Genomic DNA, 19,141 nt, shown 5'->3' on the forward strand with positions numbered 1-19,141 from the left:
ATTTAAAACCAGCTATATGCTGGTTTTTTAAATAAAGAAAAAACTCGAATTTAGGAGTAGTTAAAATTAAGAAATCAACCTCATCCGCTTCAGAACATAAAATTTGCCACAGTTTTTACTCAGTAATTGGATAAATGAATAGATAGTGTTTAATTAATGAGTATAACATTTATAAGAAGCAAATTAAGAGATCTAAAACCTGTTCTAATTGAGAATGGTCATCATTAACAATTAACATCTCAAAATCCTTAGAAAGTACATACTTTTGAGATGTTGCTTGAATATTTTTATAATAAATCAAATAGTTGCTATCACTTTTAATTTGTTATAAGATTGTAATGAGAATAAATTGAGAATAAAAGTAGCGACAAATCACGTCAAAACTTTTCAAATTTTATAGGTAACTGGAGGTATTGGTTATGGCAGGTTCAACATTAACAATTAAGGATCTACATGTAGCAATTGATGGTAAAGAAATTCTTAAAGGTGTAAACCTTGAAGTAAAAGGTGGAGAAATCCATGCAATCATGGGACCAAATGGTACAGGTAAATCCACTCTATCATCTGCAATCATGGGACACCCAAAATATGAGGTAACAAGTGGAAGCATCACTTTTGATGGTGAAGATGTACTAGAAATGGAAGTAGACGAGCGTGCACGTGTCGGTCTTTTCCTTGCTATGCAATATCCAAGTGAAATTAGTGGTGTAACAAATGCTGACTTTTTACGTTCTGCAATTAATGCACGTCGCGAAGAAGGCGATGAAATTTCATTAATGAAGTTCATCCGTACAATGGATAAAAACATGGAATACCTTGAAATGGATCCAGATATGGCCCAACGTTATTTAAATGAAGGATTCTCTGGTGGAGAAAAGAAACGTAATGAAATTCTTCAATTAATGATGATTCAACCAAAAATTGCAATCCTTGATGAAATTGACTCAGGGTTAGATATTGATGCGTTAAAGGTTGTATCAAAAGGGATTAATCAAATGCGTGGAGAAGAGTTTGGCTGTTTAATCATTACTCACTATCAACGTTTATTAAACTATATTACTCCAGACTTCGTTCACGTTATGATGCAAGGCCGTGTAGTAAAATCAGGTGGACCTGAGCTTGCACAAAGACTTGAAGCTGAAGGATATGACTGGATTAAGCAAGAGCTTGGAATTGAAGATGAGACAGTAGGTCAAGAAGCGTAAGCGTTAGGGGGATTAAAATGACAATTGATACGAAATTTTCATTCGATCAGGAATATGTCAAAGGGCACTCAACTAAACTTGGTGAACCAAGCTGGCTGCAAGAACTTCGCTTACAAGCTTTATCCAAGCTGGAAGATCTACCAATGCCTAAGCCAGATAAAACAAAAATTGATAAGTGGAACTTCACTCAATTTAAAGCACATACAGTTGAAAGTGCACCATATACTTCATTAAAGGAACTACCTAGTGAAGTAGCGACACTGATTGATGCAGACCAAGAAAACATATATATACAACGTGATAATACACCGGCTTTTTCGAGTCTTTCTGAAGACCTAAAAGCAAAGGGAGTTATCTTAACAGATATTTTTTCGGCAGCAAAAGATCATAGTGATTTACTTCAAAAGTATTTCATGAAAGATGGAGTAAAGGTAGATGAACACCGTTTAACTGCACTTCATGCTGCATTACTAAATGGTGGGGTATTTGTTTATGTACCTAAAAACGTTGAAGTCGACGTTCCTTTACAAGCGGTATTTATCCATGAAAACTCTGATGCAACATTATTTAACCATGTAATTGTAGTTGCTGAAGATAATAGTTCTGTAACATATGTAGAGAACTATATTGCAATTGGTAGCTTCGAAAATGGAGTTGTAAACATTGTGTCTGAAGTGTTTACTGGTGCGAATGCAAAAGTTCAATATGGTGCAGTTGATACACTTGCAAAAGGCGTAACGACTTATGTGAATCGTCGTGGTGTTGCTGGTCGTGACAGTACAATCGAATGGGCCCTAGGATTAATGAATGACGGAGATACAATCTCTGAAAACACTACTTATCTAATGGGAGATGGATCTACAGGCGACACTAAGTCAGTGGTTGTTGGTCGTGGTGAACAAAAACAAAACTTCACAACTAGTGTTATTCATTTTGGTAAAAACACAGACGGTCAAATATTAAAACACGGTGTAATGAAAGATAGTGCAAGCTCAATTTTCAATGGTATTGGTAAAATTGAACATGGTGCTACTAAATCAAACGCCGAGCAAGAATCTCGCGTACTAATGCTTAGTGAAAAAGCACGTGGAGATGCGAACCCAATTCTTCTCATTGATGAAGATGATGTAACTGCTGGTCACGCAGCATCTGTTGGTCGTGTTGACCCGATTCAGCTTTATTATTTAATGAGCCGTGGTGTTCCTAAGACTGAGGCTGAAAGACTTGTAATTCATGGCTTCTTAGCACCTGTTGTTAACGAACTTCCAATTGAGGGAGTTAAGAAACAATTAATCGAGGTTATCGAAAGGAAAGTAAAATAATGAATATCCAAGATATTCGTTCCTACTTTCCAATACTTGATCAAGAGGTCAATGGTAAGAAGCTTGTATATCTAGATAGTGCGGCAACGTCTCAAAAACCTGTACAGGTAATCGAGGCGTTAGATCGTTATTATAGAGAATACAACTCAAATGTACACCGTGGGGTTCATACCTTAGGAACTAAAGCTACGGATGGATATGAGGGTGCGCGTGAAAAGGTTCGAAAGTTTATTAACGCAAAATCAATGCAGGAAGTCATTTTTACTAGAGGTACAACAACTGCTTTAAATATAGTGGCAGAGAGCTATGGAAATGCAAACTTGAATCAAGGTGACGAGATCGTCATATCATATATGGAACACCATGCAAATATTATTCCGTGGCAGCAAGTAGCCAAAAAAACGGGAGCAACTCTTAAATATGTTCCTTTAACTGATGATGGATCAATCACATTAGAAAATGTTGAAAAGACAGTTACTTCTAATACGAAAATTGTATCAATAATGATGGTGTCAAATGTACTTGGTGCTATCAACCCGGTTAAGGATATTGCAGAGATTGCCCATCGTAATGGTGCTGTCATGGTTGTGGATGCAGCTCAAGCTGCACCGCATATGAAAATTGATGTTCAAGATTTAAATTGCGATTTTCTAGCACTTTCTGGTCACAAAATGTGCGGACCTACTGGAATTGGTGCTCTTTATGGTAAACGTGAGCTTCTTGAAAAAATGGAACCAGTGGAAACTGGTGGCGAAATGATTGATTTTGTAGGCTTGTATGAATCTTCATGGAAAGAGCTTCCTTGGAAGTTTGAAGCTGGGACACCAATTATAGCTGGTGCTATAGGTCTAGGGGCTGCGATTGATTTTCTAGAGGAGATAGGTTTAGAAAACATTGAGGCTCATGAACATAAATTAGCCGAATATGCGATGGAACGCATGTCCGAAATAGAAGGATTAACTATTTATGGTCCGAAAAAACGGGCTGGATTAGTCACATTTAATATTAGCGATGTGCATCCACATGATGTTGCTACCGTCCTTGACGCAGATGGAATTGCGGTAAGAGCAGGTCATCATTGTGCTCAACCATTAATGAAGTGGCTAGAGGTATCAGCAACAGCTCGTGCTAGTTTTTACCTATATAATACAAGTGAAGAAATTGATAAACTAGTTGAAGGACTCATTAAAACAAAGGAGTATTTCAGCGATGCCTGGATTTAATAACAATCTCGATACGTTATATCGACAAGTCATTATGGATCATTACAAGAACCCAAGAAATCGTGGTTCTCTTGAGAATGAAACGTTAACCATCGACATGAATAACCCTACATGTGGAGACCGTATTCATCTAACTCTAAAAGTCGAAGATGGTAAGGTAACGGATGCTAAGTTTGATGGAGAAGGTTGTTCCATTTCAATGTCATCTGCTTCAATGATGACTCAAGCAATTAAAGGACAGCCGATTGAAAATGCCATCAAATTATCAAAAATCTTTTCAGATATGATGCAAGGTAAAGATTATGATGAAGATATCGATTTAGGTGATATTGAAGCTCTCCAAGGAGTGTCAAAATTTCCAGCGCGTATTAAATGTGCAACACTTGCATGGAAGGCAATGGAAAAAGGGTTAAATGAACAACAATAACAACGAAGAAAGGTTACGGTCATGTTCATTGAACACGACCTACACCTTTTGAATGGAGGGAAAATGAATGGCTAAGAAAATGCCTGAAATCGGTGATTACAAATATGGATTTGCTGATAAAGATGTCTCTATTTTCCGTTCTGAACGTGGATTAACAAAGGAAATCGTAGAACAAATTTCACGTATGAAGGAAGAGCCACAATGGATGCTTGACTTCCGTTTAAAGTCTTTAGAACATTTCTATAAAATGCCAATGCCACAATGGGGTGGCGATCTTCAAAGTTTAAACTTTGATGAAATCACTTATTATGTTAAACCATCAGAAAAATCTCAGAAATCATGGGATGAAGTACCAGAAGAAATTAAAGCTACATTTGATAAATTGGGGATTCCAGAAGCTGAGCAGAAATATCTTGCGGGTGTTTCTGCTCAATATGAATCAGAAGTTGTTTACCACAATATGCGGGAAGATCTTGAAAACCTGGGCATCGTTTTCAAAGATACTGGTACTGCCCTAAAAGAAAATGAAGAGATCTTTAGAAAGCACTTTGCAACTGTTATCCCACCAACAGATAACAAGTTCTCTGCATTGAACTCGGCAGTATGGTCAGGTGGATCATTCATCTATGTACCACCTGGTATTAAGGTAGATACACCACTTCAAGCGTATTTCCGTATTAACTCAGAAAACATGGGTCAATTTGAGCGTACACTTATCATTGTTGATGAAGGCGCACATGTACACTATGTTGAAGGCTGTACTGCACCAGTTTATACAACTAACTCACTACACAGTGCAGTTGTTGAAATTGCAATTAAAAAAGGTGCTTATTGCCGTTACACAACGATTCAAAACTGGGCGAACAATGTATTTAACCTTGTTACAAAGCGTGCAGTTTGTGAAGAAAATGCAACAATGGAATGGATTGATGGAAACATCGGTTCAAAACTAACAATGAAGTATCCAGCAGTTATCTTAAAAGGTGAAGGCGCTCGTGGTATGACACTTTCGATTGCAATTGCAGGTAAAGGCCAGCATCAGGATGCTGGAGCTAAAATGATTCACTTAGCGCCAAATACATCTTCTACAATCGTTTCTAAATCAATCTCTAAACACGGTGGTAAAGTAACATACCGTGGGATTGTACATTTTGGACGTAAAGCAGATGGAGCGCGTGCTAATATCGAGTGTGATACACTAATCATGGATAATCAATCAACTTCTGATACAATTCCTTATAACGAAATCTTTAATGACAACATTTCATTAGAGCATGAAGCTAAGGTATCAAAAGTATCTGAAGAGCAATTGTTCTATCTAATGAGCCGTGGTATTTCTGAGCAAGAAGCTACAGAAATGATCGTAATGGGCTTCATTGAGCCATTTACAAAAGAACTACCAATGGAATATGCAGTAGAAATGAACCGTCTGATCAAGTTTGAGATGGAAGGTTCTATCGGGTAATAATAAAAAACCTTGATGTAGTAGGTTACATCAAGGTTTTTTTTATAAAGATTTTTAGTCGTGCCGATTTTTTGCCGACTTTGGCTTTTAGTGTAAGAGGCGAACTTCGTCTTCTTCTATTAGTACGGTAATACTGGTATCACACTCTATTCAAGTAATAAGTTAACCCTCATACAGTTTATGCTTCATTAACACCCCAATTATTATTAAGGTGAATTTTCATCATATTAGTTATGTATCCTTTAATTAATGCTGCTTGCGTAAACTTTGTTTCTGGTGAAAGCAAAGTGGATTGTCATTTTTTCTTCTAAAACGTAAAATAAAATACCGAAAGAACAGTGTTCTTTATTTTAAAACTAGGTCAAAAATCATCAATCTTTTAAAAAAAAGCATGCATTCATAATAGTGCAATTGCTAAACAATTGCATAATAGCTTTATAAAAAAAGTTGAAAGGATTGATCTTATTTAATCCTTACCGATATCATTATCGTTACCATTTTACTGCACCAAGCTATAACTTTAGTAGACAGCCTGCTTAGTGGACTATTCCTAATCAAACAAAATATTACGATCATCGCTCTTCCAACGGTGGGGGAAGTAATTCGTTAAAGGACTATGGAACAAAACCATTTGTCTTGAATATTGATCAGACAACAAGCAAAATCGTACCGCTATATGGACAGCAACACATTTACAAACCACTTTAATGAGTATTGATGTTGGCAGTGATATCGGATTGGTAATGCATCTAGATGTTGATCAATTTTTACGAAGTGAGCAAGGACAAGGACTTGTTCAAATGGGTCAAAGTAAAAATAATTTTACATTTGAAAGAAGTGTATCAGATGATTATGCGATATTTACACCAGCTGGGACGTGGCATAATTTAACTAACACAGTTAATATTCCGTTAAAACTTTACTCGATATATGCTCCTCCTAACCATCGATTTGGGACTGTCCACGCAACAAAAGAAGTTGCTTTAGCTGCAGAAAATCATAGTTATTAAATGGAATTTGGTGACAAATCAAAAAAGAGACTGTCCTTAGGGTACCCTACAAACAACTGTCGGTAGGGTGCTAATTTGGTTGACAATTATAATACCAAAAGTAATGTTATTTCTATGTAAACATTACTATATCAACCATAATTGCTAATTGAGTAACCAGTGATAGAAAAATAAGGGGAGATTTTACCGCTAGATGCAGATTAAAGTCTGATTTTGGGAAAATAGAGGGAGTTTTTTCCTCTATTTAACAAAAAGATATCTATTTTCACGTTTTTGGAGTAAATAAGAGCAATTTCTCCCTCTATGTTTGCTATTTTCAGTGGTATTAAATAATTAAGGGAAATTTTTACCTCTAAAAATCTCAAATAGCAGTAAACTAAACCTAGTTTCATTGTTTAAGAATGTAAAAGTCTGACCAACTATTCGGCCAAAAGATACTTTAGTTGGAACAAGACAATACAGTTAACAAAGAAAAACGCTTGGATATTTATCTAAGCGTTTTGCGTGTACATGTGTCAAAATGGTTTTTATTTATGATGCGAAACCATATGCTATTTGGTGTGCGTTTTGACGTTTTCTCCATAGTAAGTTTACACGTAATATTGTTGTATTAAAGGATAGCAAGGGGAATCTCGGTATTGGAGAGATGCCTGGAGGAGAAGGAATTCGCCAGACCCTTGAAGACTCAAAATCAATTGTTATAGGTGCTTCGATTGGTAACTACAACAATATTTTAAATAAAGTAAGAAAAAAGTTCGCAGACCGAGATGCTGATGGACGTGGTCTACAAACATTTGATTTGAGAATTACCATTCATGCAGTGACGGCACTTGAGGCGGCACTTTTGGATTTACTAGGTAAACATTTAAATGTCCCAGTTGCTGCATTATTAGGTGAAGGTCAGCAGCGTGATAAAGTAAAAACATTAGGCTATCTCCTCTATATAGGTGATCGCAACAAAACAGACCTCCCTTATTATAGTAATGAAAATGCTGAAGATGAGTGGCTTCGAATTCGTCATGAAGAAGCATTAACACCAGAATCTGTTGTCGTCTGGCAGAAGCAGCTCAAAAACGTTATGGATTTAAAGATTTTAAGCTAAAAGGTGGAGTGCTTGAAGGAAAAGAAGAAATCAAAGCAATTAAGGCTTTAGCTGAGCGCTTCCATGATTCTCGTATCACACTTAGATCCAAACGGTGCTTGGTCTCTTGCTGAAGCAGTTGAGTTGTGTAAAGATCTCCATGGTGTCTTAGCTTATGCTGAAGATCCTTGTGGGGCAGAGAATGGATATTCGGGTCGTGAAATCATAGCAGAATTCCGACGACAAACAGGGCTTCCAACTGCAACAAATATGATTGAACAGACTGGCGTCAAATGGGGCATACTGTTTCATTGCAATCGGTAGATATTCCATTAGCTGATCCACATTTTTGGACGATGCAAGGCTCAGTTCGTGTCCCACAAATGTGTAATGAATCGGGACTAACATGGGGATCGCACTCAAATAACCATTTTGACATTTCTCTTGCAATGTTTACTCATGTAGCAGCTGCTGCACCAGGTGAAATTACAGCAATTGATACCCATTGGATTTGGCAGGAAGATACAGAACGTTTAACAAAGGAACCTATGAAAATTGTGGACGGTCATATAGCTATTCCTGATAAACCAGGGTTAGGAATTGAAGTCGATATGGATCAAATTTTAAAAGCACATGATTTATATAACAATATGGGATTAGGTTCTCGTGATGATGCTGTTGCGATGCAATATTTAATTCCAAATCGGATTTTTAATAATAAAAAGCCATGTCTTGTAAGATAAAAAACATGCAAAAAACTACTCATATTCTGTGGGGAGTTTTTTTTGATATTTCAAGATTGATGATTGTTTTTACAACGTTTATGATATTTATAAATGGATGTTTTCGTAAACTTTGTTGCTTTGGAGGTGTTGTTAGTGATTTATATCGGTTTAACTGGGTGGGGAGATCATGATGACCTATATACAGCAGGTATTAAATCAGGAGAAAAGTTAAAGGAATATGCTGGACATTTTCCAATTGTAGAAGTCGACTCTTCCTTTTATGCCATACAACCAATAAAAAATAGTGAAAAATGGGTGACAGACACTCCAGGTTCTTTTCAGTTTATTATCAAAGCATACCAAGGGATGACTCTGCATTTGAGGGGAGAGATTCCCTTTGAGACTAGAGAAAAGATGTTTAGGGCTTTTCGTGAATCTCTAAAACCATATCTTAACCACTCTAAACTTGCAACTGTTTTGTTTCAGTTTCCACCTTGGTTTGAATGTAAAAAAGAAAATGTTGAATATTTAAGATGGTGCCGAGAACAAATGGCAGATTTACCAGTTTCACTGGAATTCCGTCATCAATCATGGTTCACATCAAAATATAAAGAAAGAACATTAGCCTTTATGGAAAGTGAGAATTGGATTCATAGTATTTGTGATGAGCCACAGGCTGGAGCAGGTTCAGTTCCAACTGTCATACATCCTACTACAGGTGATAAAACGATCGTGCGGTTTCATGGTCGTAATATTCACGGCTGGAATCGTCCAAATGAGGGGAATTGGAGGGAAGTCAGATATTTATACAACTACAATGAACATGAACTTCTTCAATGGGTAAATCACCTAAATGAGCTTAAAAAAAAAACTGACCATATTTATGTATTATTTAATAATAATTCAGGTGGAGATGCTGCAAATAACGCAAAGCATTTAATGGAGTTGTTAAAGGTTGACTATGATGACTTAGCGCCACGCCAGTTGAATTTATTTTAAACCTTATTATCGTTGCATTTTTTCTACTTTTGTTAAATTAACCAACAATCAGTTGTGTATTTTCTACTGCTCATAATGATAGACTTATTGTTAAAATCTTTTACTATACAGCAAAACGTTGTTACTGTGTGGTGGAGATACCATTTTGGAAACCGGTTTATAAAATTTTAGTTTTTTTATAAAAAAGTAGTTGATTTATCTTTTGGTAGGGGTTACAATTTGGTTAAGAAAACGGTTTCCGTATTATTTTTTTAACAAAAAAGGAAATCGGTTTCTATAAATTAAATTTAAGTAGGGGGAAAATAAAGATGAAGAGTTATAAAAAATGGCTAGCTTCAGGTATGGCAGCTGCATTAGCGTTCTCACTTGTTGCATGTAGTAGCGGTGGCGGCAATGAAGGCGCTTCTGAAGGCGGCGAAAAAGCTGAAACTGTTGAATTGAATTTCTGGGCATTCGGATCTACTGGCTATGAAGATCTAATTAAGGAATATGAAGCGCAAAATCCAAATGTAACAGTAAAATTCAGATCTGCTGAAACGGCAGAACATCATGATGCGCTATTTACAGCTTTATCGGCTGGAAGCGGTGCACCTGACATTGCAATGCTAGAGGTTGACCAACTTGACCGTTTTAAAGCAGCTCAAGATCGTTTTTCAAACTTATATGATTTAGGAGCAAAGGATGTTCAAGATCAATATCTTGACTGGAAATGGAATGCTGGAGAAACAGCTAGTGGAGATTTCCTAATCGGTATGCCAACTGATATCGGTCCTAAAGGATTATATTACCGTACAGATGTATTTGAAGCAGCTGGATTACCAACTGACCCAGCAGAAGTTTCAGCTTTAATCAATTCTCCAGAAGCATTTAAAGAAGCTGGAATTCAAGTGAAAGAAAAAACTGGAAAACCATTTGTAGATAGTATTGAAATGGCTTTCAGAGCAAAATTAGACCCTGCGGTTGAAACATACTTAAACCCAGAAGGTGAATTAATTATTGAAGAACCAGGAAGTGCAGTTAAGGAAGCATGGGATTACGCAGTTGAATTACACCAAGCTGGTGTAGTAGGTAAATTTGATATGTGGACTCCTGAGTGGGCTAGTGCTGTTAACACAGGTGAATTTGCTGCTGAGTTAGGCGCTGGTTGGTTAAAAGGTTGGATGGAAGGTAATGCTCCTGATGCTTCTGGATTATTCCGTGTAGCAACATTACCTACTGAGTTTGCTGCTAACTGGGGTGGTTCTTACATCGCGGTACCAAGTGAAACAGAACATCCACAAGAAGCTTATGATTTAATCGAATGGTTAGTATCACCAGAAAATCAATTAAAATCATTCCAAAGTCATGGATTATTCCCATCAGCTCCATCAGTATATGAAATGCCTGAATTCACTGCAAACGAAGATGAGTTCTTCGGTGGACAAGTAACATCAGCTGTGTTCGCTCAAGCTGCTCAAGATATCGAAGGTGCAGTATTTAAAGGTGAAAAGTATTTCCCAGTTCACCAACAAATTCTTGATGGACTTAAAAACGTTGTGAATGGTGGAGACCCTGAAGAAGAGTGGGAAGCTGCTGTTAAACGTGCAAAAGACTTAGTAAGTCGTTAATTATTTTTTTGAAAACTAATTTTTACCTTAGTAAGGTGTCCTTACCTTAAGGGACACCTTACTCTAGGTTTTGAAGAAGGACGGGGAGTGAAAATGGCATCAGCGAAAATTTCTAGCAACAAGAAGTCAATGTCTGAAGAAAAAAAAGATATGATTTCAGGTTATTTATATATAGCGCCTTTCTTTATTATCTTTGCTGTAATTGGCCTTTATCCAGCATTATTTAGTATGTTTCTTGCATTCCAAAAATGGAATGGATTGGCTCCAATGGAGTTCGTAGGATTACACAATTTTAAAATTGTATTAATGGATCCACTTTTTTGGAAATCCTTATATAACACAATTATTATCGCATTAATGGGTACTGCCCCACAATTAGTCATAGGGATTATCCTTGCATTTCTATTAAACCTATCGTTTCTTCGTTTTAGAAATTTCTTCCGAGTTACGATCTTCATGCCTTATATTACGTCAATGGTTGCAGTAGCCCTTATTTTTAGTGTGTTGTTTAGTAATCATGAATCATCACTTGCTAACTACACCTTAGGGTTATTCGGATTTGATCCAGTGAACTGGGGAGCGTCTGAATGGGGTACTAAAATTGCTATATCTGTAATGGTATTTTGGCGATGGGTTGGATATAATACCATCATTTATCTTGCTGGAATTCAGAGTATCTCAAATGACCTTTACGAAGCGGCAACAATTGATGGAGCTAATAAATTCCAACAACTTATCCATATCACGATGCCACTATTAAAACCATTTATTATTTTAACTGTGTTCTTCTCAACTGTTGGATCTTTACAGTTATTTGCAGAACCAACCGTATTCTTAGGAGCATCAGCTTTTACAAGAGATGAAGCGATGACAGTTGTAATGTACTTATACCGAGATGCATTTAAATTACAATCATTTGGTACTGCCTCTGCCACAGCAGTTATTTTATTAGTGATTATTATCTTATTCTCTGCTATTAATACGTTAGCGACATCAGGTTTTGGCAGAAAGAAGAAAGGAGCATAATAATGAGTCAGCAAGCAGGATCAAAAAAGTTTTCACCAGGTAGAATATTTATTTATTTGTTTCTTTCATTAGCATCTCTATTATCATTATTCCCATTTTACTGGATGTTTGTCATGGCGACACGTCCTAGTGCTGCTTACAACTCAATTCCACCAACAATAACACCTGGAAATCTCTTAGTAGATAATTTTCAAAAGGTGTTAGGGGCTATTGATTTCTTCAGAGCAATGGGAAACACTGTTATTCTTTGTATATCCGTAACACTTGTTGTGTTAATCATTAGTTCATTGGCTGGATATGCATTTGCAAAATTTAAGTTTCCTGGAAAAAATGGATTATTCATAGCAATCCTACTAACGATGGTTATACCACCGCAATTAGGTTTAATACCACAATATTATTTAATTGCAGAGGCTGGATTACTAGACACGTTACAAGGGGTAGCTGTTCTATTTTTCTTAAATCCACTTGGAATCTTCCTTATGAGACAATATGTAAGTAATTCTGTCCCAGATGAATTGATAGAAGCAGCTAAATTAGATGGCTGTTCTAATTTTAGAATTTATCGCAGTATTGCATTACCTATTATTTTACCAGCATTCGCTACGCTAGGAATTATCGTTTTCACAGCTGTTTGGGGAGAATTCTTATGGCAGTTTACGATTTTACGTGATCCAGAAATGTATACTATTCAGGTTGCATTAGCAACACTAAGTAATACTTTCAATATAGACTTTGGAATGATCATGTCTGGTGTGTTCTGGGCAACGGTTCCATTAATCATCATATTCCTACTATTTAATAGATTATTTATCTCTAGTATTACTGAAGGTGCTGTTAAATAAGTAAAACAACATTTCAGATGTTCTTTACTTATTCATAGAATCTTAGTAATCTTACAGTAGATAAAACTATAAAGGATGTGGGGGATCACAATGAACTTAACAATTAAAGATATTGCAAAAATGGCAGGAGTATCCCCGTCTACTGTATCAAAGGTTATGAATAATTATGGTGGCATTGGCGAAAAAACGAAGAAAAAGGTCATGGACGTTATTCAAGAGACAAATTACCAACCAACTTTTTCGGCAAAAGCCCTTGCCACTAAAAGATCAAACTTAATTGGATTAATTTTTGCAGGAAAAGTAAATGTTGATTTTACAAATCCTTTCTTTAATGAAGTTGTGACTTCTTTTAAAAAGACAATTGGCCAACTTGGCTACGATATCATTATGTTTTCAAATGAACAATTTTTAAAAGACAATGGAAGCTATTTAGCAAGATGTAGGCATTTCCATGTGGATGGTTGCTTAATTATTGCTGGTGAAGAAATAGAAGATCCGATTTACGAGTTAGTTGAAGCAGGTATTAACTGCATTGGTATTGATATTGAGTTAAAAGGACCAAGATCGAGCTTTGTTATGACAGATAATATAAATCTGTCACGCAAAGTTGTTCAACACCTTTATTTAAATAATGTACGGGAAATAGGGTTTATAGGTGGTAAGCAGGATTCAGCAATTGCCATATATCGTGAAAAAGGTTTTAAAGAGGTTATGAACCAATTAGGCCTGGAGATAAAGAAAGAATGGGTTGAATACGGGGATTTCCATGAGGAAAGTGGCTATATAGCTATGAAAACAATTCTCGAAAGACCAGTTCTTCCGCAAGCGATTTTTGCGGCTTCTGACTTAATGGCATTTGGAGCACTTAGAGCAGTTAAGGAAAGTGGTTTAAAGGTTCCACAAGATATACGAATTGTTGGAATTGATGATATTGACGCTTGCCGGTATAGTGATCCAAAACTTACAACGGTAAAACAGGATAAAGACCGATTAGGCAAATTAGCTGCGTATATGCTTAATGACTTAATCAATGGTTCATCATTAATTAAACCAATTTTTATTGATTCCGAGCTAATGATTAGAGAATCATGCGGGAGCAATTTACGGTAAATAGGTGAATTATTATCTGAAATAGTTAAACAATACAATTAGAGGATTTAATAGATATTTTTGGAGGTAAAATAATGGCTATCATAGAATTTCCTAAAGATATGAAATGGGGAGCAGCAACAGCTTCTTACCAAATTGAAGGGGCAGCATTTGAAGATGGAAGAGAAGCATCCATCTGGGACACTTTTTGTCGAATTCCTGGAAAAGTGCGTGACGGAGATAATGGGGATATTGCTTGTGATTCGTATCACCGATATGAGGAAGATATTAAAATCATGAAGGAATTAGGAATTGATACGTACCGTTTTTCAGTAGCTTGGCCACGTATTTTTCCAAAAGGTAGAGGACAAGTAAATCAAGCTGGTGTTGATTTCTATCATCGTTTCGTAGATGCTCTTCTAGAGAATGGAATTGAACCAATGTGTACTCTTTATCACTGGGACCTTCCGCAAGCCCTACAAGATGAAGGCGGCTGGGGAAATCGTTCAACAATTGATGCATTTGTTGAGTACTCTGAATTTATGTTCAAAGAATTTAGTGGCAAAATTAAGAATTGGATTACACTAAATGAACCATGGTGTGTATCATTCTTATCTAATTTTATCGGTGAGCATGCTCCAGGGTTTAAGGATCTTCAGTTAGCAACAGATGTATCACATCATTTATTAGTTGCACATGGTAGATCAGTAAAAGCGTTTAGAGCATTAGGTGTTGACGGTCAAATCGGTTATGCTCCAAACGTTACATGGAAAGAACCATTTAGTGATAAGCAAGAAGATATTGATGCTTGTAAAAGAGAAGTAGCATGGTTTGTTGAGTGGTTTATGGATCCTGTGTTTAAAGGGAGCTATCCACAATTTATGGTAGACTGGTTTGCTGATAAAGGTGTTAAGATGAATATCCAAGATGGCGATTTAGAAGATATTAGTCAACCAATCGACTTTATGGGTATCAACTACTATACAGGAAACGTTGCTCGATATAAGGAAGATAATGGGTTATTCTCTTCTGAAGATTTAGATATGAACTATGATCGTACAGATATCGGTTGGCCGATTTATCCAGAAGGATTCTACAAAGTATTATGCTATATCACTGAATTATATGGAGAAGTACCTATATATATCACTGAAAACGGTTCTTGCTACAATGACGAGCCAGTGGATGGAAGAGTAAAAGATGATCGTAGGATCTCTTACTTAAAACTTCACCTTGCTGCATTAAAACGAAGTATGGATTCAGGTGTAAATATTAAAGGCTACTTAACATGGTCTTTACTTGATAATTTTGAATGGGCATTTGGTTATAGTATGCGCTTTGGAATCGTTCACGTAAATTATCGTACATTAGAACGTACACCAAAAGATAGCTACTATTGGTATAAGCAAACTCTAGCAAATGGGTTTTATGAACTTTAATAATTTTTAAAAGCGACAGAGCCTACGAATTAACCTTAATAATTAAATGGGGAGTTAACATTTGTTAACTCCTTTTATACTTTTAAAATTGTACATAGGAGATGAAATGTGATGACAAGACTTAAAGGGAAACTAGCATTTGTGACAGGCTCAAGTAGAGGAGTCGGACAGCAAATCGCGCTAGGATTAGCTCAAGAAGGCTGTGATTTAATTATTCATGGTAGAAAAGCTGAAAATACACAAAAAACTCAAGAGTTATTAAAACAATATGGTGTTAATGTTGACGTTGTGGAAGGAGAACTATCATCGCCAGAAGATATCGAAAAGATAGTTAGTACGATAAAAGCAAAGCGCCAATCAGTTGATATCCTTTATAATAATGCGGGAGTCCAAGCAGAATGGAAAGATATATGGGATTTCAAAATAAGTGATTTTGAACATCTGCTTCAAAATAATTTTTATAGTATTGTTCTACTTTGCCAAGCTTTTGGTAAGGAGATGAAGGAAAAAGGATACGGTAGAATTATAAACATTACATCTGGAATTAAGGATACTCCACACCTAACCCCATATGGTGTTTCAAAAGCAGCGGTAGATAAATTTACAGAGGATCTTGCTGCAGAATTAAAAGGAACAGGCGTACTTGTTAACTGTCTTGATCCAGGTTGGTTGAGAACAGACTTAGGTGGGCCAAACGCAGAACATGATGTAACAACTGTTTTACCTGGAGCAATTGAACTAGCACTATACGATAATGATGGTCCAACTGGTCAGTGGATAAGTGCTCAGGAATTAAGGTTAAAATCAGAAAATAAATAAGATGAACATTGATGTTGAATTTGAATGGAGGATTGTTTACCCATCGGATTCAGCATTTTTGTGTTCTTGGTAAATGAGGGAAATGAATTATAATTCCTGTGTTTCGGTTAGAAGGGGAAAGTTACCTGAGCGAAAAGAAGGAGAAAGTGAATCATAGCTTCTCTGATGCAGTTACCCAAAATAGACGAATTACAAACCTGATTTTTCAGCGAAGAAATCCATGCTAATCCGATTCGCACCATGGAAGTTGAAAAGTTTTTACACTAAGTGTGGAAAGCGAGTGGATTGCAGCTCATGGAACTTCGCTAACTAAGGTATTTTCAGGTTAGACATTTAGAGTGGAAAAGGGTTAAAAAAATGTAATTCTTTCAAAAACGGATGTAACTGAATGAAATTAACTTTTATAATGTATTTACATTTCTAGGACGCATCTATAACTCCACGCAGTTAAACTTTCCTGATTTATGAGTTATTTTTAGTTTCTTATTAATTTTCACTAATGGTATGATGAGAATATCAATTTTCAATTCGTCGTCGAATAAAGGGGAAAACGTATGGTTTGGATTTTTTTATTATTTGTTGGAGTCGCTGCCGGAACGATTGGTGGATTAATTGGATTAGGCGGCGGTATCATAACGGTACCTGCGTTGATTTATCTAAGTGGAATGATTCCAGAACTAAGTCATATCACTCCACAAGTTGCAGTAGGGACATCGTTGCTAGTTATTATCTTTACAGGTCTTTCATCAACTCTGTCTTATATGAAACGCAAACTTGTTGACTATAAAAGTGGCTTTATTTTTTTCATTGGAAGTGCTCCGGGAGGAATTGTTGGTGCATGGTTAAATTCATTCTTTAATGTACATACATTTTTAATTTATTTTGGAATTTTTATGATTGTTATTGCCGGTATATTAATGATCAGAGAACATATAAAGCCCTTAGCTGTTAAGCAAGGCTTACATACAATAAGTAGAGGTTATATAGATGAAAATCAAAAAGAAAAGTTCTATGGATATCATCCTACAATAGCTGTTATCATATCGTTTATCGTAGGGTTATTGGGTGGATTATTTGGTGTTGGTGGGGGAGCTTTAATGGTACCCGCGATGCTTCTTTTGTTTGCATTCCCGCCCAATATTGCGATTGCAACGTCAATGATGCTGATTTTTCTATCATCGGTCGTAAGCTCTGTTGCACATATAAGTATGAATAATGTGAATTGGTTGCTAGCAGCAATACTAATTCCAGGAGCATGGTTTGGTGGCAAATTAGGGGCTTATATTAACTCAAAGCTAAAAAGTAATACCATTATTATTATTTTTAGGTTTGCTTTGATGGTGTTAGGAGCTAGGTTAATTTATCAAGGATTGTTTTAAGCAATCGTGGATTTTAAAGGGGAGAAGATCTTTTGATTGAAAAAATTCATATTTATCATACGAATGACTTACACAGTCATTTTGAGCCATGGCCTAAAATCGTTCAATATATAGAGGATATGCGTAAACTTCACTCTGAGAAAAATGAAGAGATGTTTTTATTTGATATTGGTGACCATATGGATCGTTTTCACCCTATAACCGAATCAACATTTGGGAAGTTAAATGTAAGGCTACTAAATCAATTAAACTATAACGCTGTGACCATTGGGAATAATGAGGGAATTACTTTACCCTATGAGGCATTAAATGAATTATATCGAGATGCTACCTTTGATGTTGTATTAGCTAATCTATTTACACCTGATGGCACGAGGCCTAGTTGGGCAAAGGCTTATCAAATATATACGACAAAGGAAAATACCCGTATTGGAATCATTGGTTTAACGGTCTTTTATCAACTTTTTTATGAATTATTAGGTTGGAAGATACATGACCCATTTGAGCTTTTAAGAACTCTGCTTGTTGAACTTAATGACCAGACAGACGTTATTATTGTGTTGTCACATCTAGGGATCACTGAGGATGAAGAGCTCGCTAAAATACCTGGAATTGATATCATTCTAGGAGGTCACACACATCATTTATTTGAAGAAGGAAAAATCGTAGATGATGTGTTACTATGTGGAGCGGGTAAATATGGACAATATATTGGCTATGTAGAACTGAAGGTCAATCAAGCATCAAAAGCAATTGTGGAAAAAAGAGCAACTGTAATAGCAACAAGTCAACTTAATTCTGAATCTATTTCTACTAAAGAGACACTCAATGATGCAATGAAAGAAAGTGAATTAATCTTAAATGAAAAAATAGGACATATACCAGATGAATTAATAAATAACTGGTTTGAAATATCTCCATTTTCTCAACTTTTGGCCGATATATTAAAAGAATGGTGTGCTGGGGAGATATCTATGGTTAATGCAGGTGTTCTTTTGGACTCTCTACCTAAAGGGCCAATTTCTAAAGGTGAGATCCATAGAGTTTGTCCTCATCCGATAAATCCATGCAATGTATGGTTAAAAGGATATGAATTAAAGGAAATTATTCTCCAGGCGAATACAGAAAGAATGGAGAACTTAAGATTTAAGGGATTAGGCTTTAGAGGAGAGGTTATGGGGAAAATGGTCTTTTCTGGAGTAGGGATTGATGTAAAGGTCCTTTCCGATGGATTAAAGCATATTCAAAACATAACTATTAATGGAGACCCAATCGAGTTGAAAAGAACCTATAAAGTGTCAACCATTGATATGTTTACATTAGGATACCTGTTTCCAATTATCCGAGATACAAAACGAAAAGAATATTTCATGCCAGAAATGCTACGTGATCTACTTATATCAAAATTGGCTGAAAATCATCGTCTATAATAATAAAACAGGCTATTACCTACAATTTTTTTTTCACGAATTTCTTTAAT

The 19,141-nt window shown here is 36.1% G+C and carries 15 protein-coding genes and 2 pseudogenes; 16 read left to right on the forward strand and 1 reads right to left on the reverse strand.

Features of this window, described 5'->3' with window-relative positions:
• Nucleotides 1-169: 169 nt before the first annotated feature.
• Nucleotides 170-301: a hypothetical protein gene (locus tag BK579_RS26690; RefSeq protein ID WP_268876456.1), complete on the reverse strand. Its 132-nt coding sequence runs from the start codon at nucleotides 299-301 to the stop codon at nucleotides 170-172.
• Nucleotides 302-419: 118 nt separating this feature from the next.
• Here BK579_RS26690 and sufC point away from each other — a divergent pair, with 118 nt between their 5' ends.
• The 16 genes and pseudogenes from sufC (at nucleotide 420) to BK579_RS05760 (ending at nucleotide 19,091) form a co-directional block, all read left to right on the forward strand.
• Nucleotides 420-1,205, forward strand: a complete 786-nt coding sequence (sufC, locus tag BK579_RS05685) for a Fe-S cluster assembly ATPase SufC (protein ID WP_078544169.1) — start codon at nucleotides 420-422, stop codon at nucleotides 1,203-1,205.
• 17 nt (nucleotides 1,206-1,222) lie between these two features.
• Nucleotides 1,223-2,527, forward strand: coding sequence for a Fe-S cluster assembly protein SufD (gene sufD / locus BK579_RS05690; protein WP_078544171.1), 1,305 nt, complete (start codon nucleotides 1,223-1,225; stop codon nucleotides 2,525-2,527).
• Nucleotides 2,527-3,750: a cysteine desulfurase gene (locus BK579_RS05695; protein ID WP_078544173.1), complete on the forward strand. Its 1,224-nt coding sequence runs from the start codon at nucleotides 2,527-2,529 to the stop codon at nucleotides 3,748-3,750. Before sufD ends, BK579_RS05695 begins: the two co-directional genes overlap by 1 nt.
• Nucleotides 3,737-4,177 (forward strand): Fe-S cluster assembly sulfur transfer protein SufU, encoded by a 441-nt coding sequence (sufU, locus tag BK579_RS05700; protein ID WP_078544174.1) that lies wholly within the window; start codon nucleotides 3,737-3,739, stop codon nucleotides 4,175-4,177. Before BK579_RS05695 ends, sufU begins: the two co-directional genes overlap by 14 nt.
• A 67-nt stretch (nucleotides 4,178-4,244) precedes the next feature.
• Nucleotides 4,245-5,642, forward strand: a complete 1,398-nt coding sequence (gene sufB, locus BK579_RS05705) for a Fe-S cluster assembly protein SufB (protein ID WP_078544176.1) — start codon at nucleotides 4,245-4,247, stop codon at nucleotides 5,640-5,642.
• Nucleotides 5,643-6,188: 546 nt separating this feature from the next.
• Nucleotides 6,189-6,652, forward strand: a pseudogene (locus tag BK579_RS05710) (cupin domain-containing protein).
• 589 nt (nucleotides 6,653-7,241) lie between these two features.
• Nucleotides 7,242-8,476 (forward strand): annotated as a pseudogene (locus BK579_RS05715) (enolase C-terminal domain-like protein); the annotation flags it as partial.
• A gap of 135 nt (nucleotides 8,477-8,611) precedes the next feature.
• Nucleotides 8,612-9,457, forward strand: a complete 846-nt coding sequence (locus BK579_RS05720; protein ID WP_078544178.1) for a DUF72 domain-containing protein — start codon at nucleotides 8,612-8,614, stop codon at nucleotides 9,455-9,457.
• 308 nt (nucleotides 9,458-9,765) lie between these two features.
• Entirely contained in the window at nucleotides 9,766-11,064 is a 1,299-nt protein-coding gene (locus BK579_RS05725) for an ABC transporter substrate-binding protein (RefSeq protein WP_078544179.1), read from the forward strand.
• Between the two features lie 93 nt (nucleotides 11,065-11,157).
• Nucleotides 11,158-12,090, forward strand: a complete 933-nt coding sequence (locus BK579_RS05730) for a carbohydrate ABC transporter permease (RefSeq protein WP_078544181.1) — start codon at nucleotides 11,158-11,160, stop codon at nucleotides 12,088-12,090.
• A gap of 2 nt (nucleotides 12,091-12,092) precedes the next feature.
• On the forward strand, nucleotides 12,093-12,935 hold the full coding sequence (locus BK579_RS05735) for a carbohydrate ABC transporter permease (protein WP_078544183.1): 843 nt from the start codon (nucleotides 12,093-12,095) through the stop codon (nucleotides 12,933-12,935).
• 90 nt (nucleotides 12,936-13,025) lie between these two features.
• A complete protein-coding gene (locus BK579_RS05740; protein WP_078544185.1) occupies nucleotides 13,026-14,045 on the forward strand; it encodes a LacI family DNA-binding transcriptional regulator in 1,020 nt (339 codons plus the stop codon).
• 74 nt (nucleotides 14,046-14,119) lie between these two features.
• Complete coding sequence (locus BK579_RS05745) at nucleotides 14,120-15,463, forward strand: GH1 family beta-glucosidase (RefSeq protein WP_078544187.1); 1,344 nt, start codon at nucleotides 14,120-14,122, stop codon at nucleotides 15,461-15,463.
• Between the two features lie 111 nt (nucleotides 15,464-15,574).
• On the forward strand, nucleotides 15,575-16,282 hold the full coding sequence (locus BK579_RS05750) for an SDR family NAD(P)-dependent oxidoreductase (protein ID WP_078544189.1): 708 nt from the start codon (nucleotides 15,575-15,577) through the stop codon (nucleotides 16,280-16,282).
• Nucleotides 16,283-16,836: 554 nt separating this feature from the next.
• Entirely contained in the window at nucleotides 16,837-17,661 is an 825-nt protein-coding gene (locus BK579_RS05755) for a sulfite exporter TauE/SafE family protein (RefSeq protein WP_078544190.1), read from the forward strand.
• 32 nt (nucleotides 17,662-17,693) lie between these two features.
• A complete protein-coding gene (locus BK579_RS05760) occupies nucleotides 17,694-19,091 on the forward strand; it encodes a bifunctional metallophosphatase/5'-nucleotidase (protein ID WP_078544192.1) in 1,398 nt (465 codons plus the stop codon).
• Nucleotides 19,092-19,141 lie beyond the last annotated feature (50 nt).

The organism is Litchfieldia alkalitelluris, from assembly GCF_002019645.1.
Lineage (GTDB): Bacteria > Bacillota > Bacilli > Bacillales > Bacillaceae_L > Litchfieldia > Litchfieldia alkalitelluris.

Excerpts from the sequence above, each read along its gene's own strand:
- sufC (WP_078544169.1), top strand. The coding sequence starts at position 420 with ATGGCAGGTTCAACATTAACAATTAAGGATCTACATGTAGCAATTGAT.
- sufD (WP_078544171.1), top strand. The coding sequence starts at position 1,223 with ATGACAATTGATACGAAATTTTCATTCGATCAGGAATATGTCAAAGGG.
- BK579_RS05695 (WP_078544173.1), top strand. The coding sequence starts at position 2,527 with ATGAATATCCAAGATATTCGTTCCTACTTTCCAATACTTGATCAAGAG.
- sufU (WP_078544174.1), top strand. The coding sequence starts at position 3,737 with ATGCCTGGATTTAATAACAATCTCGATACGTTATATCGACAAGTCATT.
- sufB (WP_078544176.1), top strand. The coding sequence starts at position 4,245 with ATGGCTAAGAAAATGCCTGAAATCGGTGATTACAAATATGGATTTGCT.
- BK579_RS05725 (WP_078544179.1), top strand. The coding sequence starts at position 9,766 with ATGAAGAGTTATAAAAAATGGCTAGCTTCAGGTATGGCAGCTGCATTA.
- BK579_RS05730 (WP_078544181.1), top strand. The coding sequence starts at position 11,158 with ATGGCATCAGCGAAAATTTCTAGCAACAAGAAGTCAATGTCTGAAGAA.
- BK579_RS05735 (WP_078544183.1), top strand. The coding sequence starts at position 12,093 with ATGAGTCAGCAAGCAGGATCAAAAAAGTTTTCACCAGGTAGAATATTT.
- BK579_RS05740 (WP_078544185.1), top strand. The coding sequence starts at position 13,026 with ATGAACTTAACAATTAAAGATATTGCAAAAATGGCAGGAGTATCCCCG.
- BK579_RS05745 (WP_078544187.1), top strand. The coding sequence starts at position 14,120 with ATGGCTATCATAGAATTTCCTAAAGATATGAAATGGGGAGCAGCAACA.
- BK579_RS05750 (WP_078544189.1), top strand. The coding sequence starts at position 15,575 with ATGACAAGACTTAAAGGGAAACTAGCATTTGTGACAGGCTCAAGTAGA.
- BK579_RS05755 (WP_078544190.1), top strand. The coding sequence starts at position 16,837 with ATGGTTTGGATTTTTTTATTATTTGTTGGAGTCGCTGCCGGAACGATT.